We start from the raw sequence: 23113 nt of genomic DNA on the forward strand, positions 1-23113 counted from the left end.
CTATATTGTTTAGAATTAATTTTATTATTTCTAAGTAAGAATAACCATTCAATTATTTACCTGACCATAGGTAAAAACTTCAAGGAGTGACATTATGAGTATGGTATCTGAGTTTAAGGAATTTGCTTTAAAAGGTAACGTGATGGACTTAGCAGTCGGTGTCATCATTGGTGGCGCTTTTGCAACTATCACGACTTCTTTAGTTGAAGACATTATAATGCCAATCGTCGCTTTTATTGCTGGCGGCGAAATTAACTTTAAAAATATGTTTTTCATACTAGGAGATGCACCCGAAGGCGTTGCAATGACTTATGATGCACTCAAGGCAGCAGGTGTGCCGGTGTTGGCTTATGGTAGTTTTATCACGGTGTTGATTAACTTCCTGATTTTGGCGTTTATCATCTTTATGATGGTCAAAATGGTTAATAGATTACGCCGTGAAGATGAGGTGGAAGAAGCTGTAGCAGAGCCGTCAGAAGAGGTGCAATTACTGCGTGAGATTAGCGCAAAGCTGAGCAATACTCACATTACGAAATAAAGTCATATAATTTGCTTACCAGAATCAAAAAAGGCTAACGATAATTTAGCCTTTTTTATTGTCGATTGATAAGCTTAAAGCGTATAACGCTATGGCGTAACTACCACATAGTCATTGGTATTAATAAGAATTTCTGAAGGCCCATCGACTACGATACGCACGACATTATTATCAATGACTTGTGATTTATAAAAATTATCTTCAGCAACGGTGCACCCTAAGCAGCGTCCCATCGCATCCCATGGCTCAACGAATAACTTCTGCTGTGCTTGATCGGCATTACCACCGATGAGTGAGAAGGGCAGACTTACAAGATACGCTGCTGTGCCTGCTACAGCGGCTACTAATTGTAATGGCTTACCGACAATCGTATCGACTGCCATAGTCTCATAAGAGGGACCAAAATCAGTCTCATCGATTTCTATCGCTGCTAAAGCGGGCTGCATACTAGCACAAATTAAGCTTACGCTTACTATCGTGGTCAGTAGCTTATATTTAGCGGTACGTTTTAGTTTAGTTGGAGCACTCATAATAGTATCCTAAAACTTATAAGTAGTATGATTAATAGCTGCTGCTATTTGCATACAGAGACGATTTCTCTATAGAAACAAGGCGACAACGATAGGTATTTTTTATTATTACAGATAAATAAACGCTTTGCACTATTTATGTAAATATTAGCGCTATTAAAGCAAGATGTCAGCTAATAAGCAACAAAAATGCGCACTATATTGGTATCAGCAGGATATTTCTCAATATAGATAATTGTAGGAGTTACCCTAGATTATTTTGTTTATCTAGAACAGCTCTTAATTATAAAGAAATTTATGAAAAATCTTAGATATCAGATACGTGATTAAAATAACCATATTAAGGTTATCGTCTTAATCTTTTATAGCTTATTAATATTAATTGGCTGACAATCAGGGCAAAACACACTAGCCCGTCCATTAAGCTTAATATTTTCTAATGCTGTGTCGCAATGTGGACAAGTTTCGCCTTGTCTGCCATAGACATTTAAGGTTTGTTGAAAGTAACCGGTTTGACCGCTGGCGACGGTAAAATCGCGTAATGTGGAGCCACCTAACGTTATCGCTTTTTTTAGAATCGCTTTGATATGGTCAACCAAGGTCATTATTTGCTCGTATGAAACTTTATGAGCGGGCGTTGCCGGATGGATGCCTGATAAATAGAGGCTTTCAGTGGCGTAAATATTACCAACGCCGACGACGATTTGCTGTTCCATAATGACTGATTTTATGGCGCGCTTGATAGGCTGTTTGGTAGTATTTGATTTACGCGTATCGGTTGTTGTGATGCTGACATTATTGCTTAAAGCATTATCAGAAATTTGATTTGGGCTATCTGAGCGCTGAATTGAATGATATAAATAATCAGCGGTAAATTCTGCTGATAATGGTTCGGGACCTAAATGATCTAATAGCTTATGACCATAATCATCAAACCATAACACCGAGCCAAAGCGCCTTGGGTCGTAATAATGCAACTGTGTTTGGGTATCATCAGCGCCGCTGAATGTGACCACCAGATGGTCATGTTTACGCTTATCAGTGCCATAGCTATGCTGCTGTAGGCTACCTGACATACCTAGATGAATCAATAGTTGGCGCGGTGCCAAAGTATTAGGCTGAATAGGAGTGATGGTATTGACAGAAATGAGCGGTATAAAATTCAGTATCAAGTACTTTGCTCGGCGCTCGACGCTATCCAAAGTATAATTAATCAGTTGGTTTAAATCATCAGGCATTGACCAGCGTAGTTTGGGTTGGAAAACTTTGACATCGACCACTTGTTGACCTAATAAGGGGTTAAGACTGGTTTTAGTGGTTTCTACTTCAGGCAACTCAGGCATAGTATTTTTTATCAACACTCTATTATGATTATGGATTAACGGTATGAGAGAATAGTTTTAATGATTGCAGTGTAAAAAACGGATCAAACAACGGCGCGGCGAGCGTGTAAGATGCCGTGCTGCTGTTCAAGCTTAGCAAGGAGCTTAGATAAATGTGCAAGCCCTGAAACTTCAATATGAAACTTTAAAAAAGCGATGTTATCATCATTACTCAGCGTTTCAACTTGGCGAATATTGACGTTTTCTTTATCGATAATCTGGGTCAAATCACGCAGTAACCCACGTCTATCATACGCTTCTATATGAATATCTACCGGTTGATAACGCCCAGCTTTAACTGTCCAAGCAGCGTCAATTTCACGTGCTGGGTCATTTTCAATCAAGCGCAAGTATTCGGGGCAACCACGATTGTGTACGCTGACACCACGCGACAAAGTAATGTAGCCGGCGATGGGTTCGCCGTGGACAGGATGGCAGCAGCCTGCTAGGTTAATCTCGATATTATCCAAGCCATCGATATGGATTTTATAAGCATCAAGTTTTCCTGCGTCTTTTGCATTAATAGTAGGGGTAAAATCTTCTTCAGGTTTTTCAGGCTCTAGATGCAATTGACGAGAAATATGACTGGTAAGCTGATTGAGACCAATGTCGCCGGTCACCAAACCGACCACGATATCATCGGTATTATTAACGTTAAAATGCTGCGTATAGTCGTTTAAATCGATACTGTTTGGATGCACCGATAAACGCTCAAGCTCTTTACTGAGCATTTGGCGACCTATCTCAATATTTTTATCGCGGTCCTGCTTGTTAAACCATTGGCGCAGTTTTGAGCGCGCGCGGTTGGTATGAATATAACCGAGCGAGGCGACCAACCAATCGCGGTTAGGTTCGCGCGATGCTTTGGTGATAATTTCAACTTGTTCACCTGTCTTTAACTGATAAGTTAGCGGCACATAACGCTGGTTGACACACGCCGCTTGCGCACGATTACCGACTTGCGTATGCACATAATAGGCAAAATCCAGTACCGTCGCGCCTTTAGGCAGTTCAGTAATATCGCCGTCACGACTAAAAATATAAATACGCTCAAGCTCATCAAAATCAACCAGTTGCTCTTCTTCGTCAAATTCGATTTCTTCTAACTCTTCGCCTGTTAATAATGTTGAGCGCGGTTGATTGCGCGTCTCATTATTGATAGAAAGCAGTTGCCGTAGTGAGCTGATTCTTTGGTTAAGGTAATTATCCTTTTTATTCTTCAAACCTTCTTTATAATTGACGTGCGCGCACATGCCAAGCTCGGCTTCAAAGTGCATTTCTTGGGTACGTATCTGAACTTCAAGCGATTTATTCTCAGCAATAACGGCGGTATGTAGCGAGCGATAACCGTTAGATTTAGGATTGGTAATATAGTCGTCGAATTGCTCAGGAATGTAGCGCCATAAACCGTGTACCAAGCCTAAAACGTGATAGCAGTCTGAAGGACTATTGACCAATACGCGCAGCGCGCGAATATCATAAAGCTGATCAAAGGATAAACCTTTGAGCTTCATTTTCCGGTAAATAGAATAGATGTGCTTCACGCGTCCTGAAACCTCGCCCTCAATACCAGCTTCGGCTAAGGCTGCATTAAGCTTATCTTGTACGCGCTGAATATAGGACTCACGTTCGCTACGCTTTTCTGATAGCAATTTGGCAATTTCTTTATAACGCTCAGGCGCAAGATAGCGAAACGCTAAGTCTTCAAGCTCCCATTTTAATTGGGCAATACCCAGCCTATGAGCCAATGGTGCATAAATAGTCATGACCTCGCGCGCGACTCGATGTTGCCGCTCTTCACTAGAAAAGGTCAGTTCACGCATGGCAAAGGTACGCTCAGCCAATTTAATCAGCACGACGCGGACATCATTGGTAACGGAGATGAGCATGCTATAAATGTTGGATAGCTGGTCACGTTGATTATTGACAAAGTGGTCTTCTAAGCGCTTATTGCTTTCGATAATCTCCGACAGCTTACCCATCGCCAATGTATCTTTGACTAAGGTTGAGATATCCGCACCGAATTTTTTTTCAATTTCCGCTAAGCTAATAATCGATTTACGGGCGCTACGATAAAGCATCGCTGCGACGAGCGCATCTTCATCTTGATACAGATAGGTTAGGATATCGGTCATCGCAATACCGGTGACATAAGCGCCTGAGCGTTCAGATTCACTGGTATTCATGTGACTGCGGATAAACTCGCAAGCGGCGGCAAGATTGGGTACAGATTCTTGACCGATACGCTTGGCGACATTATCAAGCCAAGTAGGCACGTCGATATTTATTTGGTCTAAATCAATCTCTTCTAGCTCTTTTGCTGAAAGCGCATGCGTATCATCAAGCAGTTGATTGTCTAAATACTCATCTTTGAGGTTGGGGTCATGACTGTGATAAGCATACTGAGCAGAGCGATCAAAGGTAGTGTGTAGCTTATGGGTAGACAGCTGGTATTTGATATCGTGTGGAATTTGGGCATAGCTATTGGCAGACTGATGAGAACGCTGACTTGCGACCAGTTGTGCTGCCAATGTTGCGCTATCGGCTTGCGTGGTTTGTCCATCTACCAGCGGTAATCCTTCACGAATTTTTACCATAGCCCACTCCTCTTAGCTATTCAGAATTGATTAAAAGCATAGTTACTTAGAAAGATATATACTTAGAAAAATATAAGTTTTCGATAAGTAAGCAGTTAGCTATAAATCAATTCAGCCGCTAAAAAATCCTTTTTTAGCAGCTATAAAATGATAGAGATAAATAATATATAAAGCGATGAGTAAGGGTACTCATCATATCTTGATTAAGAAAGCTTCAGTATACTGGTTATTATTATCTCATTTTAAAATGACAAATCAAGCAAGGCTCTGTAATGACCGTGTAGGTTTAGATAACATAACGCCTTATTAACCTTATCGCTTAATCCGTTTTTGCATAAAGCAATGCGGTTAAAAATGAGCGTTATGATTCTTGCAAACGTTATGCTAAAAAATGTCATATTCAAAAAAACCATGCGTTAATATTGGTATTATTAAAACTAATATTAAGCTGGGATTTTCTCAAAACGCGCGATTGACTCGACGTGACCTGTATGACAGAACATATCCATCACGCCCGCATGGGTTAAGCGATAACCTTGCTCTAACAAGGCTTTGGTATCACGCGCAAGGGTAGCAGGGTTACAGGATACATAAACAATGCGTTCGGCATTGAACTTCGGCAGATACTGCATAATTTCCCATGCGCCTGAACGCGGTGGGTCAATCAATAACGCATCAAAGCCTTGATTCGCCCAAGGTTTATCGGTGCAATCTTGGGTTAAATCTTGGCTATAAAACTCAGTATTATTAATGCCATTGCGGCGTGCGTTATCGGCAGCACGGGCAGTCATGGCTTCACTGCCTTCAACGCCAACCACCGAGCCAGTTTCACCGACTAAACGTGCTAGTGGTAAGCTGAAGTTGCCCAAACCACTGAATAAATCTAGCACGCGCTCGCCTGCTTTTAAGTCTAGTAAGTCGCAAGCAAGTTTGGTCATTTGACGATTGACCGATAAATTGACCTGAGTAAAGTCAGTTGGGATAAATTCAAACGTCAAATCATACTCTGGCAATTGATAATATAAGCGCCCAAACTGCTCACTCATGTCATCATGCTCAGTCAAGGCAATACGCTGAATGCTATCGGCGCCTTTTGACTGTAAATATAACTGCCAATTGCGTGCCGCAAAGAACGTTTTTAATTTCTCAATATCCGCATCTGATAATGGCGCTAAATTACGCACAATAAGGGCAACGGGCTGATTGCCATCAGGCAGCTCTGGCATCGCTTCACCTATAGCTAGTTCAAGCTGAGCAATCTTGTCACGACTCTCTAGCGTGCTGATAAGTGCTTTTAAATTTTCAATCTCAAAGCCAATACGTGGGTCTAGGATGTGACACTCATTTAACTCCGCTAAAAAGTTACTTGAGCGCTCACGGAAACCAACCAAGGCGGTTTCTTTTTTGGCGACATAACGGACGCCGAGTCGTGCTTTAGTTCGGTAACCTAAGCGATCGCCGACTACTGGCGCGAGCCAATGATCTGGTTCGACATTGGCTTGATGGATAAGCATTTCAGCAAGCACAGATTGCTTAAAGTTGATTTGACCTTCTGGCTGCCAATGTTGCAGATTACAGCCACCACAGACGCCAAAATGCGGGCAGGGCGGTACCGCACGCTCAGGGTTTGGATTGGCGGTAATACTTACGGCATCACCTTCTTCAAAGCTGGTACGGCTATTGGTAATTTTGACTAAGGCGCTTTCGCCCGGTAGCGCAAAGCTGACAAAAATCTTTTTGCCATGCTTATCTTCGATGTGACCATCTACTTCACCAAAACCATTGCCATATACTGCAACGCCGCGACCATCATGTGACAGGCCATCGATGTTAAAAGGTAAAGGCTCGGCATCCTTTAAACGGCGACGGGTTTTTGATGATGGCTTAGATTTTTTTTTGCTTGGCGGGATAGTAATAGTTTGAGTCTCGTTAGGCTGTTGGTTGGCGTTTAAATTGGTAGAATCTTTTGAGTCGGTGGGCTGCATAAACCTGCCTTAATAATAAATAGTAAGTAATAAATGATAAATAACGATAAATGAGGGTGAGACGTTAGTTGTTAAAACGTTATCTTTATAAAAAATTTTCATAAAGACGCTTTTATGAATAAGCTTTTATAAAGACAGCCGTTAGATGAAAATGTCTGCTATGGTGCAGGCGCAGATGACCAATCGGCAATAAATTCATGATGGCGTGGACTGCCATCTGCTTGGGTATATTGTGCCAAATAATCACGGCTTTGCTGCTGCCACGCATCAAAATCTGGCGAGGACAATTGCCCTGTTAATCGCAACCAGCGCAAATATATCAGCCAGGTATTCATCACATCAGATTCGCAATATATTGACAGCGTTTGCCAATTCCCATTGCTGACCAGCTCGCCAACCATACTGCCATCGACATTGGTTTTACCGGGCAAGCCGTAAAGACTAGCGACGACATCCATGGCTTCGCGGCGACTGGCACCGTATTGGCTAAACCTGTCCATCAAATCAAGATGGCGACTGTGGAAACGATTGACGTAATTATCAAAGCGCATGTTTTTGATACGCTCGCCTTCTTCAAATAACCACGGCGCGGATAAGTCATACTGCATCGCGCGATAAATAAGCACGGGAATATCAAAGCCTGAGCCGTTCCAGCTAATCAGCTGTGGCAGCTTTTCAATATCACTAAAGGCGCGAAAAAATTTGCTCAGTATTTCTTTTTCGCTAAACTTATCGGCAGTCAGAGAAAATAAAGAAAATTTGCCATCTTTAATATAGAGCGCAGAAATACAGACAATACGCTGCAATGGCAAACGCATAAAGTCATGTCCCGCTTCTTGGAGTCGCAGCGCTGTCAATGCGTTTAAGGCATCGGCATCGTTTAGCTCAGCCAATTGTGGATAAATGCGGCGGGCAGCATCGGTATCGGCAACCGTCTCAATATCAAAGACCAATAGAGGTTTGGACGAAAGGGCGTTTGACATAAATAATCTTACCTAGCTATTGGCTTTGAATGATGATTGGTAAACTTATAATTGATTAACTTAAGATTTATGAGCTTATGCTACTGCGTTGAGCGTATTTCTTACTTTCTACTGCTTACTTTTTATTGCGCACTGTCTAGACTGTCATCAACATTATATAAGCCTGTCGATAAATAACGATCACCGCGATCACAAACGATAAAGGCAATGACTGCACCTGGATTCTCTTTTGCGACTTCGGTGGCTGCCCATGCTGCTGCGCCTGATGACACACCAGCAAAAATACCTTCAGTTTTCGCCAGTTTTCGCATATAAACCTCAGCAACACGTTGATCAACATCCATGATTTCATCAACTAAGTCTGCTTCAAAAATACCCGGCATATAAGCAGCCGGCCAACGGCGAATACCAGCAATAGACGCTTCTTCGTCAGGTTGCAAACCGATGATTTTGACCTCAGGGTTTTGCTCTTTAAGGTATTGCGCGACGCCTGTAATAGTACCTGTGGTGCCCATCGAGCTGATAAAGTGGGTAAGTTTACCTTCTGTTTGCGCCCAAAGCTCAGGACCAGTAGTCAAATAATGCGCTTGTTTATTATCAGGGTTATTAAACTGATCGAGCACAATACCTTTACCGTCCGTTTGCATTTGCAGTGCCATATCACGCGCGGCTTCTATACCTTCGTCCACTTCGATAAGCGTGGCGCCATAAGCTGCCATCGCATCTTTACGCTCTTGGGTCGAATTGGTTGGCATAAATAAAGTGATTGGATAACCGCGCATCGCCGCCACCATGGCCAAAGCAATGCCCGTATTGCCGCTGGTCGCTTCAATCAACATATCGCCCGGTTTAATATCACCGCGCAGCTCAGCCTGATAAATCATATTAAAGGCAGGACGGTCTTTTACCGAACCGGCAGGATTATTACCTTCAAGCTTGGCGAGTAATACCGCGCTATTGGCAATCTGCTCTTGCTCAGGCAGGCGGTTTAACTTGACCAAGGGCGTCTTACCCACGCAATCGGCAAGGTCAGTGATTTGCGTAATAAAATTGGCGTTTGACTGGGCCGTAGCGGACATAAGGTATCCTTATTAATGATTAAGTTTTTAATTGGCACTATTTATAAATTGGTACTGTTTATTAATTGACGCTGTTTAAATGATAGGTACTAAGACATTATCAATAATAGGTCAGTACTTTATAACTGTTGAATGTTTATCGTGGTCAATAAAAATTTGCGTCATTATATCATTTTGTTTTCGGCTGCGCTTAATGCATAAATTTTTATTGAGGATAGGCAGTTTGTTTATACTTATAAAAAAATATTAAGAGATGACTGCTTAGCAATAGCCTTGGAACAATGAACGTGCATTAGTAAGGGAAGCAGTAAAAGTTTGCTAATGAATGGTTAACCGCCTTCATTAGAATCCTGCTAAGATAATCTCAAGCTATCGTTAATAGATTGCCTTTAGTGATTAGTAAGTAATGAGCATCTAACCGCAACAATAATACTTATCACCAATAGTATTTATCGCCAATATTAGTGGAGAGTAAACCCAGCATGGCTTATAAAAAACGTTTTGATACTAGTAGTGCTTATGGTCAGCTGATTATATTGGTGTTTTTGCCGATTTGTTTATTGGCAGCGGTCGGTGGCATGTTGGTGTTTTATGAAACCATGCGTGCTAGCAATTCAGAGCAAGAAGCGTTAGCAGAGGCGGTGCTGATTCGTTATACGCCAACGATTGCGGAGCTGGTTCCTGAGCTATTAGTAGAGAAAGAGAAGCAGCAAGCAGAAAAAGGCGATGGTAAAAGCAAGACAAATACGAAGTCGCAAGCGGCGATAGAAACCCTGGAAAGTATTCAAGATAGGTTAGGGCGCATGCAGTCTGAGCAGCATGTCCAGCGTATTGCCATTATTAATCAGGATAATGAAGTGCTAGCAAGCGTCGGTTATGGTATCGATGAAACTTGGCCACTGATAGAATCTTCAGAGCGCTTCTTATCGCAAAAACCAACGCCCATTGGCACAGCTTACGGTAGTAGCTTGGGTGAGTTTGATGGGCAGCAATTGTGGTTAATGATCGATATGGATAACGAGCCGCTTTATATCGCTCGTTATCGTATTGCCATGGCACTGGCGATTACCGGTTTATTTACGATTTTAATTTTGTTATTAAGCTTAAATATCTATTCAAAACGTTGGATTGCGCCAATTTACGAGCTGCGCCTGCAATTACAACGTACCCATGTCGACAATCTTTATCAGCCTATTCCAGTGGAATCAAATGGTGAGCTGAATTTATTACAGCAAGATTTGGTCAAGACCTTACGTCGTCTACATGTAAGCTTCCAAGATTTGAAAGACCATGCTGAGCAAACCGAAGATGATTTGCGCTTGGCATTTGATGAGATGGAAATGCAAAATATCTCTATCCGTAATGCCCGTGATGCCGCAATCTCAACCAGCCAAGCAAAATCGGCATTTTTGGCCAATATCAGTCATGAATTGCGTACACCATTAAACAGTATCGATGGCTTTATTAATTTGCTGGCACGTCACGGTGAGCTTAATCCTGAACAAGACTTGTACGTACAAACTATTCGTAAATCGTCGGCGCATCTATTAGCGTTAGTCAACGACGTATTAGATTTTTCCAAGATTGAAGCAGGCAAGCTAGTACTTGATCGTCATGAGTTCGACCTTTATGACACCATCTATGACGTGGTCGATATGCTATCGCCGGTTTCTGCAGAAAAAGGTCTACGTATGGCGGTGTTGTTTTATAACGACGTGCCGATGCGCATCAACGGCGATGCCCTGCGTCTTAAACAAGTACTGACCAATATCGTCGGTAATGCCATTAAATTCACCGATAGTGGAGACGTGGTCGTTCGCGTCAGCTTAGACGATCATCGCGACAATTACTTGATGATTAGCGTGCAAGATAGCGGTAAAGGTATCTCGCTGTCTGACCAAAAAATGCTCTTTCAAAGCTTTAGTCAAGGTGATCCATCGATTACGCGTCAATACGGCGGTACAGGTTTGGGTCTGGTCATCTCCAAGCAATTAACGCGGCTGATGGGCGGCGATATTGGCTTTTATGACAATGTGCAAGAAAATATCTCTAATCAGGGAGCAACGTTTTGGTTTCGGATGCCAGCGCATGTCGATGTTTTAGAAGCGGCGACTGGACAAACGATTGAGCTGCCAGTACTCGCACCGCTTGCCAGCGATACGGATGAATTTAATGTGCTCGTTTGGATTAATCATCTGGCATCGATACAGGTGCTTAAAGCCAGCTTGCAACATTTACCGATTACCCTAACCCAAGCCAATTCTTTACCGGGCGTTCTTGAGTCGCTCAAAGAGCGCGGCAATTACTGGGATTGGGTCATCGTTGATGACGATACGCAAGACGATATGATGGCGCTGCTCAAACAGATTCGCCTGCATTATCAGGGTAAGCTGGCGGTATTTGGCTATCAAGTTGCCGCTGACCAAGCGCTGCTCAATCGTTATCATGCCAATATTTTGTATGAGCCATTGGATAAAAGACAGCTCTATGCGATGCTTGATACGCAAAAGCGCAGCGCTCCAAGTGGGATTCAAGAGCCACGTTGGAAGGGCGTTACTGTCTTAGCCGTCGACGATCATCTGCCAAACTTACTGGTACTTGATGCGCTATTAAGTGAGCTTGGTATCCATGTGATTACTGCCAGTAGTGGTTTTGATGCGATAGAAATCATCAGTAAACAGCAAACCAAACATATCAAAACTGCTAAAACTGAAAAACAAAGTCTGTCGAAAAAGACCCAAATATCTAAAGCTGAGGCCCGCGACGATGTCAGTAAATCGGCGGTTGGCTCATTACATCTTGACGATGCTACGACAGATGATAAGAGCAATGCGGCGGACAAAAATAGCATCGATTTGATATTTATGGATATTCAAATGCCTCGTATGTCAGGGCATGAAGCAGCGCGCCAAATCCGTAATATCGAAACCCCTGATAATCATATTCCAATTATTGCCTTGACCGCTCATGGCTTAGCTGATGAGCGCGATAAGTTGATTGCGAGCGGCATCAATGATTATGTGGGTAAACCTATTAGCCAGCCACAATTATTGCAAGTGCTACAAAAATGGCTTGGTCGTACCACTTCAGTACTGCCATTGAATGCCCTTGCTAATGATGATTTACACCCTGTAAATTCGCCTAGCTCGGATTTGCCAAGTTCTAATTTCAATAATGCATTAATGCAAGACTCTTTAACGGCGTATACAGATCTGACAGCGCCGACTTATCCTATAGTGAAAGGTGATAAGGGTAATCGAGGTGCTGAAGCGATGAGTCCAGCAAAAATTACCCGCCCTTTATCGCTGAAGAAAATTCGCGATGATTACTTGCGTGACAGTCAGCCACGTGAAGATTATAGACGTGAGACACCGCGCGAGACCCAACCACGCTATGAGAATTTGCGCTATCAAGAGCAGGGTCAAGCACCATTGTTTTATCCGCCCTATCAAATGACAGATAGTACTAAAGATAAGCAGATTGTAGAAACAACGCAAGGTCAAAATAATACGGGCTTGGGCGCAAACTTTCTTAATACTTTGGAGATTTTAAATTGGCAAGATGCCTTAACGCGTTCAGCCAATAAACCCGATTTGGCTGCCAAGCTGATTATTATGATGCTTGATACTATCAATGATGAAAAGCAAGCGTTGATACAGGCATGGGAGAGTCGCAACCGCAGTACGCTTGCGCAAATTGCCCATCGTATATTGGGTGGCAGTCGTTATACAGGCGTGCCGCAATTGCGTCAGGCCAGCCAAGATTTAGAGGATAAATGCTTATTAAATATCCAACATACCACGCCCGCCCAATTTACGATGCTTGAACCTTATTTTAACGCGCTATTGACCGCGTTAAATAACTTACAAACACTGGATTTATCGGCTTATCCGCAGCTTAATTATCATCGTTTGAGTGAAAATGATATGACGTGGAAAATGATTTAGGACAGTTGGTTTTATAGTTAATTTACTTTAAAACCGATACAGTACTTAGACAGAGATTAAAGGGTGCGAACGGTAAACGATACCCTAGCAGTCAGTTATTGATAAGGAAGGGTTCGTGCAAGGCTGTTAATATTAATCTGAGCACCAACCATTACAGTTGTTTTATTTATTATTAAGGATGATTATGCACGCTATTGCCACTTACCAGTATGAGACATTACAAGTCAGCGCGACCGACAACATAATAACGGTGACCATCAATCGACCGGAAAAAAAGAACGCCATGAGTTTTAAAGTGGTGCAAGAGTTGATAGCAGTCGCCGGTCGTATCAGTAAAGATAAAAGCGTACGCGCGGTGATTCTTAATGGCGCGGAAGGAACATTTTGTGCTGGTATCGATTTGGGCGATTTAAACCATCCTAAAAATCAAGCCTTTGCGCTATGGGAGCTGGTTAAACCTTGGCAAAGTCTATTTCAACGCGTCTGCTTGGTTTGGCGTGATGTCCCTGTGCCTGTTATTGCCGTGCTTGAAGGCTATTGTATTGGCGCAGGCTTACAGCTGGCGCTGGCATGTGATGTGCGTATCAGCCATCCTGATTGCAAATTGTCTATTATGGAAGCCAAGTGGGGGCTGGTTCCTGACATGGGCTTAACGCAATCAGGGTTTGGCGTCGTACGCGCTGATATCTTAAAAGAGCTGGCAATGACGGCTTGTACCGTGAATGCCGAGGAAGGTAAAGCGCTTGGGTTAGTCAGCCATTGTAGTGAGACGCCACTTGAGGAGGCGCAAAAGCTTGCTGCCGAGTTTGCTGAGCGTTCACCCGATGCGGTGCTGGCAAGTAAACGCGTTATTAATGCCATGTTCCAACAGCCAGCTACGACGTTGTATAAAGAAAAATTCTGGCAGTTAAAAATGATGTTCGGTCGCAACCGTAAGCTGGCGCTTAGAAAAGCCAAGCAAGCCAGTACCGCTTTTGGCAAACGTCAATTCCGTTAGACAAATTAGCCATATTTAGCCACTGTATTTGAGTGATACAGGTTTATTTTATTCACATCAAGCATCTATTGAATTACAAGCAGATAGTGCAATATAGCATTATCTGTTTTTGTAGACGGCTTGCGTTGCTGCCTGTCAGTATGCATCATTGTTTGTAGAAGTTATTTTTAACAAAGCTTGGTTTAAAATAAAAGCCTATTAAAATTACACAACAAACCGCGCATCAATAATAAAATAATCATCACTCTATCATATGGTCTAACTATGTCTGCTCCAAAATCCTCCCTGCCCAATAAACCAAATGCTGCTGACCGAGTGCGCTCTGCTGATTTACCCGTTGCATGGATTATGATGCTTGGGCTTATCGTAGCAGTCGGACCATTATCGATTGATATGTATCTGCCAGCATTACCATCGATGGCAGATGATTTTGGTGTATCGACCGCATTTATGGCCAACTCTGTTCCGGCTTATTTTGTTGGTTTGGTATTTGGGCAGCTGTTTTATGGTCCCTTTAGTGATCGCGTCGGTCGCGTCAAACCTTTATATATCGGTATGACCTTATATGTGATTGCCTCGATTGTTTGTGCAACTACCGATAATGAATACGTATTGTTTGTCGGTCGTACCTTTCAAGCGCTCGGTGCTTGCGTTGGTGCGGTTGTGACTCGCGCGGCAATCAGGGATCGACTGACAGCCAAACAAACCGCCAAAGCCTTTTCTATTATGATATTGGTGATGGGCTTAGCACCGATATTAGCGCCATCCCTTGGTGCTGTATTTTTACAGTTCTTTAGTTGGCATTCTATCTTTTGGTTTTTGGCGGCTTTTGGCACGCTAAACTTATTACTCACCAAGTTCTTTTTCTTTGAAACGCTGACTGAAGAAAACCGAAATGTTCGTCCTGCCAAAGAAGTACTCAGTCAATATTGGGATTTATTAAAAGACCCGACTTTTAACTATCCAGCGATTGGCGGCGGCTTATTAATGGGGGCTATGTTTGTCTATATTAGCTCGGCTTCTGAATTAATCATGGATACCTATGGTGTCTCAGCCACACATTTTGGATGGTTATTTGGGATGAATGCGGCAGGGTTTGTAGGACTAACCCAGCTGAATCAATGGTTAACCAATCGTTTTCGTATTTTAAGTATCCTGCGGTTTGGGGCGATGATGCAGGTCATTTCTGCCGGGGCGTTATTTGTAATAGGTATAGTCTTTGGTACGGATGCATGGTTGCCGCTGGTTTTAGCCTGTATTTTCTTCTGTATTGCCGGCTTAGGTCTGACGCAGCCAAACGCCTCGGCGATTGCACTCGCTTTTCAAAAGCGCCGTGCTGGCATGGCAAGTGCGATGCAGGGCTCTTTGATGTTTTCAGTCGGTATTTTTGGCGGTCTATTATTAAACTTATTCCCCGTCAATCCGGTGCTAAAGATAGGTATCGCGATGTTTGCGCTGATGAGTCTTGGCACTTATTTAATTTGGCAAATAGACCGTAATTTGAATTTGGATAATGCGGATTGATTAATCGATAAATTTCATTCAATTTTAGTTTTTGTAAAAAAGTATTCAGTGCGTCGCAAACGTCTGAATACTTTTTTTATGTCTGTTATTTCCTCTAGTTCTTCCTGCTTATTAGATTTTTGGCTCAATAAATACATTTTTAATGAATATTTGTTTGTTATATTTTTAAGTAATGACTTCGTTCGCACCTACCATTCTATATAAGTTTATTGCCATATATGAAAATATGTACGCTATAGCCAAACAAAATTATTGCAATAGTAGAATTGCTCAATTATTATCCAGCGTAACTTCTTGTAATAGATTGTTGTATAAGTATTACAATGTTTTTTAATAGGATTTTCTTTGATTTGTAAGATAACGCCGAGGCATAAGGATAGGATATGAAGCAGTTATATCGAGTGTTACCGATTATGTTGAGTGTGGGTTTATTTGGATGTGGTAATTCTTCTAATCAAGAAAGTGTCAATGCCACTGCCAACGGTGCGACCGATAGTAAAGACAACTTCGTCAGTCAGCTACCTGATACAGCGCCAGTGATAAAAGTTGCGACTACAGGCACAATGCCTCCGTTTTCTTTCCAAGATGACTACGGCAATATGCAAGGTATTGACATTGATTCGATTCGTGCTATCGGCGAGGAGCAAGGTTTTAAGGTCGAGTTTTATAAAGAGACTTGGCAAAACATGTTTGATAGCGTGGCATCAGGTGGTCGTGATTTAGCGATATCAGGCATTTCCTACAAAGATGACCGTGCTGAAAAGTACGGTTTATCTGATACTTATTTCTTTAATCCCTCTTCAATCATGTATGCAAAAAGCAATGTGACAATTAATGGCATTGAAGACTTACAAGGTATGCATGTCGCTGCTATGGAAGGCTCAAAGCAAGATGATCAGCTCAAAGCCATGGGCAAATATAGTCAAATGACTACTGAAAGCACAGCCTTTCTGCTATTTGAAGACCTCATGCAAGGAAAGGTTGACGTCATTTTGCATGATTTACCTATTTTACAATATACGGCAAAAAACCACTCTGAATATAAAGTGACTATCGTGCCTTATGAAGGTGAAGACAACCCTTCAGCCCAGCAAGTGATATTGATGGCAAAGGGTAATGCTAAGCTTATCAAGAACGTTAATGAAGGTATTGCTAAGCTGAAAGATAAAGGCACATTTAAAGAGATTGAGCAAAAATGGTTGGGCGGAACGGCTCCTGCTACTACTAGTAATACAACCACTCAGCAAACGAATAAAGGAGCTTAGAGAAGATGGCAACCCCACATAATATTGACAATAAACGCTATCGCAGTCTAATTGTTTCAATTGCACTGTTTTTATCCTTGATTGGCGCATTGCTGGCATTTACTTTCTATACATCAAGCTTGCTTGAAAGAAATACGGTCTTAATTGATCAAACCAACCAAGTCGCCAACAGCGCCCAAGCGGTAATTAAAGATCTATTCGACTTAGATAGTAGTTATGGCGAAGACACTAACTCTCCGCATATCCAGCGAGTTTTAGAGCGTTTGGAGCAAAATGCAACTCTGATTACCAGCTCTATTAATGCCATCGAGCAAGGTGGCGAAATCACCGACGTTGATAGTAAAAGTTATAATTTACCAAAGATTAATAGTCAGTCTCAGACCCAGATTACGGCGGCTAATGAGCAATGGCAGCTTTTAGCACCTAAGATCCAAGCTTATCTAAAAGACGCTGATAATATCATGGTCGATTCGTCTGATGAATTGACTCAAGCAGTAGAGCAAGCAAAGACCTCAAGTTTGCTCATTAATGACTCGTTGGACCAGCTCACCGATGAAGTGTTTATTAACGCCGAACGCCAAGCAGATACGATTCGTCTGATTCAGATATTGGGTGTTGCAGCTATTTTTGCTTACTTCCTAATCTTCGTATTCTTCTTTGTACGTCGTTTGCGTGATACCGATGCTGAAGCATTGGCTGCTCGTCGCGAAACGCAAGAAATCATGGAAACCGTCAATACGGGTCTATTCTTGTTAGATAAAGATTTGAATATTGGTCAGCAGCATTCACGTGCTCTAAACGGCATTATTGGTGAAGAAAGATTGTCAGGTGAAAACTTTGCCGATGTACTACGTGGCCGTATTTCAGACAAAGATTTGAAAACCACGCGTCAGTTTATCGAGCAGTTATATAACCCACGCGTCAAAGAAAAACTGGTTGATTCTTTAAACCCATTGCATAAAGTCATGCTGCACAACGCTTCTGGCGAAGAGAGCACCACAAGCCGCTTCCTAGACTTTAAGTTTTCACGCGTTTATGAAGACAAAGATATTGCCCGCATTTTGGTCAACGTCAATGACGTCTCAGATGCTGTTTATCTAGAGCAGCGCTTAGAAAAAGAGCGTTCGCAAAATGACATGCAAATTGAAATGTCGACCACCATCTTAAACGTCAATCCAAAAATTATTAATGAATTTATTAATAACACCAAAGTTCATATCGATAAGATGAACAACATTTTGAAAAATCCTGGTAGCTCGCAATTTGAGCTTGAAGGTAAGCTGAATGCGATTTATCGCGAAATGCACAGCTTAAAAGGTGAAGCGTCGGCACTTAAGCTGCACAGCTTTACTAAAATCGCCTCAGACGCTGAAGACAAACTGGATGCCTTGCAAAATCAGGGCAAACTATCAGGTAATAATTTCTTACCACTGGCTGTCCATTTAGACGACTTACTTAGCCTCTCGAATACTATTGAGACATTAGGTGAGCGCATCAACCAAGCTGCGCCAAAGAATAATGCTAGCACTCAGCCGATGACAAAAGCACCTGTATCGGCGAGTTCATCAATCGCTACCCATGCGCCAGCATCAAATAAATCAATTGAGACTGCGTCTTTTGCCGGCGGCAATAACATTGATTTGAGTGATGATTTAGCGGATGAGCAGTTAGCGTACTATCAAGATTTTGCGCAAGATATCGCGGTTAGACAAGGCAAACAAGTACAGCTAAATGGTCATAATTTAGCGCACGTTACTATCCCTGAAGGTCTTAAAAAACCAGTTCGGGAAATCAGCATTCAATTATTACGTAATGCAGTGGTACATGGGGTTGAGTCTCCTAAAGCGCGTCAGACTGCTGGTAAGCCTGCCGTAGGTAGTATTGATTTAGAGATGCAGCGTGACGCTCAAAACCTAGTCATCGTGTTACAAGATGACGGTCAGGGTATCAACTACGAAGGCATCCGTAATAAATTAATCGCCGATGGTCGCTTCAGTCATGAAGACGCAAGCGCGCTTACTGAAGGTGATTTGCTTAAAACATTATTTTCTTCTGGGTTCTCGACTAAAGAGCATGCGGATGAAGATGGTGGACGCGGCGTGGGCTTAGATGTCATCAAGGCTTTAGTAAAAGAATATGACGGTAAGCTTAATGTAAACAGTGAGCTTGGCAAAATGACCCGTTTTGTCATTACCTTACCGACCGCGTAATTAAGGATAAAGAGACATTATGCACAAATTAATGATTGTTGATGATTCAAATATCATTCGAAACCGTATTCAGCGTGCTTACGATTCAGGTCAGTTTATGTTAGTTGCGACGGCGACCAGTGGTGTGCAAGCGATTGAGAAATTTAATATTCATCGTCCGGATGTGATTACCATGGATTTAACCATGCCGCAAATGGATGGTCTTGAATGCATTGCAAAAATCATTGCGATAGATCCTGAAGTACGGATTTTAGTGGTATCGGCGTTGTCTGATAAATCGACTGGTATTGAAGCTTTGTCACTGGGCGCGAGCGGATTCTTGTGCAAGCCTTTTTCAGAAGAAGAGCTGGTAGAGTCTTTGTATGAGCTTGTACAAGACTAACCTCTAGGGTATGTCCGCCATTTAACTCATGAGCTTAGCTCGTTTTTATGACTATTTTTAAAATGAAGACATACCCTAATCAATTTAGTAAATATATTATGAAAGAACACATATTATGAAAGAGCAAAAGTTACAAATTTTTGTGAGTATCATTACCAATTATTTTAATCAGTTTGGCAATGAAGAGCTGGTCGTTGATACCCCTTATTTACTAGAAAATCAACAGCCAAAAGTCCATGACTATACCGGCGTCATTGGTATCTCGGGGGTGCAAAAAGGTGTGGTTTATTTTTCTGCCACCAGCGCGTTATTAGATAGTATTCTAGATAGCATGGGCGAAACGGATAAAAGCGAAGATAATTTGGTCGATCTTGCAGGTGAGGTTGCGAATACCATATCCGGTAATGCTCGCAACGAGTTTGGCGCGGAGTTTCATATCTCTGTACCGCTGGTATTTAAAGGCTCACCGCAAAGCATTATCCTACCTAAAAACGGACGTTCTTTTATCATTCCAGTCAGTTGGCGCGGTCAAATTGGCGAGATTGTGGTTTGTTTGCAAGATTGAATACAATCCCTCATGAAGATCAATATGGATGATAAACGATTATGGTTAATGTAGATAAATTAGGCGTCTTTTTAAGCTCGATCAGTGCGTTTTTTGCACAGATTGATGATGAGTCAGTAGTGATTGATACGCCGTATTTGAATAGTAATAAAAATGCCGTGGGTTATGACTATAGCGGTATGATTAAAATCTCTGGACCGCTTGAAGGCTGCGTTTATGTTAGCGCTCCGAGCACTCTTTTGCGTGAAATCATCAAAGTAATGGGCGAGCCTGATTCCTCTATTACGATGATGAAAGACTTATTGGGTGAGATGGCAAATACCATTTCAGGTAACGCCCGTACCGAGTTTGGCGCTGATTTTATTATATCGCCGCCTAAAATTATCGAAGGCATACCCAGCATTCCTTATTTACCAAAAGATCGCCAAAGCTATGTTACGCCTTTTACATGGCGCGGCTACAAGGCAGTTATCGGTATTTCTATCGCTTAATTTAACCTGCCTTATAGATTAAACCGCTGTATAGATAGTGAGTAATGCTGTAAATAACGATGAGAAGTGAAAACGACGTTAATACGTCGTTTTTTTATGCGTTATCATCCACTTAAGTCTTATAATAGCGCTAGCGATTACTTAGCCTTATATGATAAAATACAGCCCAGCTATTTTTTATCATAGAGTACTCTTTTTTATAAAATAGTATTCTATACGTTCAAATCATAGCTTATTTTTCAAACCAACCCATCAACCAATGACACACACATCATGGCAAAAAATTGCTGGGTGTTTGGCGACTTGATTAATTTGCGTCTAATAGATAGTCACGGTGCTGCATTATAAGCATCAACTATCAGCAAATGCGTGTCGCTAGATAGGCAGTTTTTGTGATGTGGAGGCATAACCCAACCAATAGGAATTTCACATGGCTACAAACAATCCAACCAAAATCGAAATGCGCGACTTACTACAAGCTGGCGCTCACTTTGGTCACCAAACACGTTTTTGGAATCCAAAAATGGGACCATACATCTTTGGTGCCCGTAACAAGATTCATATCATCAACCTTGAGCACACAGTAAAAGCGTTTAACGAAGCATTGACTTACGTAAACGGCCTAGCTGCTAAGAAAAACAAAGTATTATTTGTTGGTACTAAACGTGCAGCTAGCGGCGTTATCGCTGAGCAAGCAGCACGTGCTGGTATGCCATACGTTGACCATCGCTGGTTAGGTGGTATGTTGACTAACTGGAAAACGTTACGCCAGTCAATCAATCGTCTAAAAGAGCTAGAAAAACAAGCTGAAGACGGTACTTTCGCTAAGCTTACTAAGCGTGAAGCGTTAGAGCGTACTCGCGATATGGAAAAACTTGAGCGTTCACTAGGCGGTATCAAAGACATGGGCGGCCTACCTGACGCAATCTTCGTTGTAGACGTAGATCATGAAGCGATTGCTATCAAAGAAGCTAAAAATCTAGGTATCCCAGTTATCGGTATTGTTGATACTAACTCTAACCCAGATAACGTTGATTACATCATTCCAGCTAACGATGATGCTATCCGTGCGGTAACTTTGTATGTAACTTCTATGGCTGATGCAATCATCGCTGGTAAAGAATACGCACAAACTCAAGCGGGCGGTAAAGCTGACCAAGAAGCACCTGCTGCTGCTGAAGAAGCGCCAGTTGAAGCTAAAGCTGAAGAAGCTGCTACTCCAGCAGAATAAATCGCTGACCGCAAAGGTTTAACTTTGTAAAGGTGTCTTGATAGTTGTCTTATCAGCACTCATATAAGGTTATTAACAGCTTATAAGCTCATAAAAGGCATGATGTAGTTTTACTCGTCATGCCTTACTGTTAATGGTTTATGGTCAAAGTTAATAAGCGTGTCATGATTGGGCGAGTATTATCGTCTATACGAGCCATATTGCTTTTTTGATGATATAAATAATCGTTAACGATGAGTGGTTATATGAAGGCTTAAGTCTAATATTAAGAGCAATGTTGACTTAATATTAATCAAGTTATCGAATAGATTTTAAGCATACCTCTAAATAACAATATTCATGTACATAATAAAAGGTAACTCTTATGTCAGAAGTAAAAGTATCTGCCAAAATGGTAAAAGAATTGCGCGACCGTACTGGTCTTGGCATGATGGAATGTAAAAAAGCGTTAGAAGAGTCAAATGGTGATGTTGAAGTTGCCATTGATAACCTACGTAAATCAGGTCAAGCGAAAGCGGCTAAAAAAGCGGGTAACATCGCAGCTGACGGCGCTATCATTATCGCTCAAGGCGACAACAAAGCATTCTTGTTAGAAGTTAACTGCCAAACTGACTTCGTTGCAAAAGATGAAAACTTCGCTGCATTTGCAGAAAAAGTAGCAAACATCGCCCTAGAAAATAATGAGACTGACGTAGCTGCTATCGCTGAATTGCCATATGGCAATGGTCAAACGATTGAAGAAGCTCGTGTATCTCTAGTACAAAAAATCGGTGAGAATATCCAAATCCGCCGTGTTGAAGTACTTGAAGGCGCTAACATTGCTGCATACCGCCATGGTCTACGTATCGGTGTGGTGGTTTCTTATGAAGGCGGCAGTGCAGACACCGGCAAAAACCTTGCCATGCACATTGCAGCATTCAACCCTGTGGCAGTAGATGATGAAGACGTAGCGGCTGACGTACTAGCACGCGAAAAAGACATTATCGAAGCAAAAGCGAAAGAGTCTGGTAAGCCTGACAATATCGTTGAAAAAATGATTGAAGGTGGCTTACGTAAGTACCTAGACGAAGTCACGTTACTTCGTCAACCATACGTCATGGACAACGAGAAAAAAGTTGGTGACGTATTAAAATCTGAAGGCGTAAAAGTAGTTGGTTTCAAACGTCTAGAAGTCGGCGAAGGCATCGAGAAGAAGCAAGAAGACTTTGCTGCTGAAGTTGCTGCAACCCAAGCACTAGCGAATAAGTAAGTTTTAAAATGCAGTGAGTGCTTTATTGATTATTTAATATTAATAACTTAATAAAGTGCTCAAAGATTTTAAAATAGCTTTGTTTGAACGCAAAAAAAGCCCATTATTAAGCAAAAAAAGCCCATTATTAATTTAATGGGCTTTTTTGTGGCTGTTGT

17 protein-coding genes are annotated in these 23113 nt (G+C 42.0%); 11 read left to right on the forward strand and 6 right to left on the reverse strand.

Annotation, left to right across the window (positions count from 1 at the left end; all coding sequences use genetic code 11):
* The first annotated feature begins 94 nt into the window (after positions 1 to 94).
* On the forward strand, positions 95 to 538 hold the full coding sequence (gene mscL / locus JMW39_RS09470; RefSeq protein WP_201546242.1) for a large conductance mechanosensitive channel protein MscL: 444 nt from the start codon (positions 95 to 97) through the stop codon (positions 536 to 538).
* 89 nt (positions 539 to 627) lie between these two features.
* Here mscL and JMW39_RS09475 read toward each other — a convergent pair whose 3' ends face one another.
* The 6 genes from JMW39_RS09475 to cysM form a co-directional block, all read right to left on the reverse strand.
* Entirely contained in the window at positions 628 to 1068 is a 441-nt protein-coding gene (locus tag JMW39_RS09475; protein WP_201546243.1) for a hypothetical protein, read from the reverse strand.
* Between the two features lie 362 nt (positions 1069 to 1430).
* Positions 1431 to 2411 (reverse strand): bifunctional DNA-formamidopyrimidine glycosylase/DNA-(apurinic or apyrimidinic site) lyase, encoded by a 981-nt coding sequence (gene mutM, locus JMW39_RS09480; RefSeq protein WP_201546244.1) that lies wholly within the window; start codon positions 2409 to 2411, stop codon positions 1431 to 1433.
* Between the two features lie 83 nt (positions 2412 to 2494).
* Positions 2495 to 5047 (reverse strand): RelA/SpoT family protein, encoded by a 2553-nt coding sequence (locus JMW39_RS09485; protein ID WP_201546245.1) that lies wholly within the window; start codon positions 5045 to 5047, stop codon positions 2495 to 2497.
* Positions 5048 to 5490: 443 nt separating this feature from the next.
* On the reverse strand, positions 5491 to 7032 hold the full coding sequence (gene rlmD, locus JMW39_RS09490) for a 23S rRNA (uracil(1939)-C(5))-methyltransferase RlmD (RefSeq protein WP_201546246.1): 1542 nt from the start codon (positions 7030 to 7032) through the stop codon (positions 5491 to 5493).
* Between the two features lie 158 nt (positions 7033 to 7190).
* Positions 7191 to 8015 (reverse strand): 3'-5' exonuclease, encoded by an 825-nt coding sequence (locus JMW39_RS09495; RefSeq protein ID WP_201546247.1) that lies wholly within the window; start codon positions 8013 to 8015, stop codon positions 7191 to 7193.
* Positions 8016 to 8137: 122 nt separating this feature from the next.
* Complete coding sequence (gene cysM, locus JMW39_RS09500; RefSeq protein ID WP_201546248.1) at positions 8138 to 9094, reverse strand: cysteine synthase CysM; 957 nt, start codon at positions 9092 to 9094, stop codon at positions 8138 to 8140.
* 482 nt (positions 9095 to 9576) lie between these two features.
* Here cysM and JMW39_RS09505 point away from each other — a divergent pair, with 482 nt between their 5' ends.
* The 10 genes from JMW39_RS09505 to tsf all read left to right on the forward strand — a co-directional run bounded on the left by JMW39_RS09505 (position 9577) and on the right by tsf (position 22955).
* Complete coding sequence (locus JMW39_RS09505) at positions 9577 to 13041, forward strand: ATP-binding protein (protein ID WP_201546249.1); 3465 nt, start codon at positions 9577 to 9579, stop codon at positions 13039 to 13041.
* 184 nt (positions 13042 to 13225) lie between these two features.
* Positions 13226 to 14038, forward strand: a complete 813-nt coding sequence (locus tag JMW39_RS09510; protein ID WP_201546250.1) for a crotonase/enoyl-CoA hydratase family protein — start codon at positions 13226 to 13228, stop codon at positions 14036 to 14038.
* 264 nt (positions 14039 to 14302) lie between these two features.
* Positions 14303 to 15562 carry a multidrug effflux MFS transporter gene (locus JMW39_RS09515; protein ID WP_201546251.1) on the forward strand — a complete coding sequence of 420 codons (1260 nt, stop codon included), beginning with the start codon at positions 14303 to 14305 and terminating at the stop codon, positions 15560 to 15562.
* Between the two features lie 383 nt (positions 15563 to 15945).
* On the forward strand, positions 15946 to 16827 hold the full coding sequence (locus JMW39_RS09520) for a substrate-binding periplasmic protein (RefSeq protein WP_201546252.1): 882 nt from the start codon (positions 15946 to 15948) through the stop codon (positions 16825 to 16827).
* A gap of 5 nt (positions 16828 to 16832) precedes the next feature.
* Positions 16833 to 19037, forward strand: coding sequence for an ATP-binding protein (locus tag JMW39_RS09525; protein ID WP_201546253.1), 2205 nt, complete (start codon positions 16833 to 16835; stop codon positions 19035 to 19037).
* Between the two features lie 19 nt (positions 19038 to 19056).
* The gene (locus JMW39_RS09530; RefSeq protein WP_201546254.1) at positions 19057 to 19419 is read left to right on the forward strand and encodes a response regulator; all 363 of its coding nucleotides are present in this window, start codon (positions 19057 to 19059) and stop codon (positions 19417 to 19419) included.
* A 115-nt stretch (positions 19420 to 19534) separates the two neighbouring features.
* Positions 19535 to 19984, forward strand: a complete 450-nt coding sequence (locus JMW39_RS09535) for a chemotaxis protein CheX (RefSeq protein WP_201546255.1) — start codon at positions 19535 to 19537, stop codon at positions 19982 to 19984.
* A gap of 41 nt (positions 19985 to 20025) precedes the next feature.
* On the forward strand, positions 20026 to 20475 hold the full coding sequence (locus tag JMW39_RS09540; RefSeq protein ID WP_201546256.1) for a chemotaxis protein CheX: 450 nt from the start codon (positions 20026 to 20028) through the stop codon (positions 20473 to 20475).
* A 430-nt stretch (positions 20476 to 20905) separates the two neighbouring features.
* Complete coding sequence (gene rpsB / locus JMW39_RS09545; protein ID WP_201546257.1) at positions 20906 to 21706, forward strand: 30S ribosomal protein S2; 801 nt, start codon at positions 20906 to 20908, stop codon at positions 21704 to 21706.
* Positions 21707 to 22070: 364 nt separating this feature from the next.
* Positions 22071 to 22955, forward strand: coding sequence for a translation elongation factor Ts (tsf, locus tag JMW39_RS09550; RefSeq protein WP_201546258.1), 885 nt, complete (start codon positions 22071 to 22073; stop codon positions 22953 to 22955).
* Positions 22956 to 23113: the final 158 nt, after the last annotated feature.

It is taken from the genome of Psychrobacter immobilis (genome assembly GCF_904846175.1).
GTDB lineage: Bacteria > Pseudomonadota > Gammaproteobacteria > Pseudomonadales > Moraxellaceae > Psychrobacter > Psychrobacter immobilis_E.

Bases quoted from the DNA above. Each gene is read 5' to 3' on its own strand.
- JMW39_RS09540 (WP_201546256.1), top strand. From the start codon at position 20,026: ATGGTTAATGTAGATAAATTAGGCGTCTTTTTAAGCTCGATCAGTGCG.
- JMW39_RS09525 (WP_201546253.1), top strand. From the start codon at position 16,833: ATGGCAACCCCACATAATATTGACAATAAACGCTATCGCAGTCTAATT.
- JMW39_RS09510 (WP_201546250.1), top strand. From the start codon at position 13,226: ATGCACGCTATTGCCACTTACCAGTATGAGACATTACAAGTCAGCGCG.
- tsf (WP_201546258.1), top strand. From the start codon at position 22,071: ATGTCAGAAGTAAAAGTATCTGCCAAAATGGTAAAAGAATTGCGCGAC.
- rpsB (WP_201546257.1), top strand. From the start codon at position 20,906: ATGGCTACAAACAATCCAACCAAAATCGAAATGCGCGACTTACTACAA.
- cysM (WP_201546248.1), bottom strand. From the start codon at position 9,094: ATGTCCGCTACGGCCCAGTCAAACGCCAATTTTATTACGCAAATCACT.
- JMW39_RS09505 (WP_201546249.1), top strand. From the start codon at position 9,577: ATGGCTTATAAAAAACGTTTTGATACTAGTAGTGCTTATGGTCAGCTG.
- JMW39_RS09520 (WP_201546252.1), top strand. From the start codon at position 15,946: ATGAAGCAGTTATATCGAGTGTTACCGATTATGTTGAGTGTGGGTTTA.
- JMW39_RS09530 (WP_201546254.1), top strand. From the start codon at position 19,057: ATGCACAAATTAATGATTGTTGATGATTCAAATATCATTCGAAACCGT.
- mutM (WP_201546244.1), bottom strand. From the start codon at position 2,411: ATGCCTGAGTTGCCTGAAGTAGAAACCACTAAAACCAGTCTTAACCCC.
- JMW39_RS09485 (WP_201546245.1), bottom strand. From the start codon at position 5,047: ATGGTAAAAATTCGTGAAGGATTACCGCTGGTAGATGGACAAACCACG.
- JMW39_RS09515 (WP_201546251.1), top strand. From the start codon at position 14,303: ATGTCTGCTCCAAAATCCTCCCTGCCCAATAAACCAAATGCTGCTGAC.
- rlmD (WP_201546246.1), bottom strand. From the start codon at position 7,032: ATGCAGCCCACCGACTCAAAAGATTCTACCAATTTAAACGCCAACCAA.
- JMW39_RS09535 (WP_201546255.1), top strand. From the start codon at position 19,535: ATGAAAGAGCAAAAGTTACAAATTTTTGTGAGTATCATTACCAATTAT.
- mscL (WP_201546242.1), top strand. From the start codon at position 95: ATGAGTATGGTATCTGAGTTTAAGGAATTTGCTTTAAAAGGTAACGTG.
- JMW39_RS09475 (WP_201546243.1), bottom strand. From the start codon at position 1,068: ATGAGTGCTCCAACTAAACTAAAACGTACCGCTAAATATAAGCTACTG.
- JMW39_RS09495 (WP_201546247.1), bottom strand. From the start codon at position 8,015: ATGTCAAACGCCCTTTCGTCCAAACCTCTATTGGTCTTTGATATTGAG.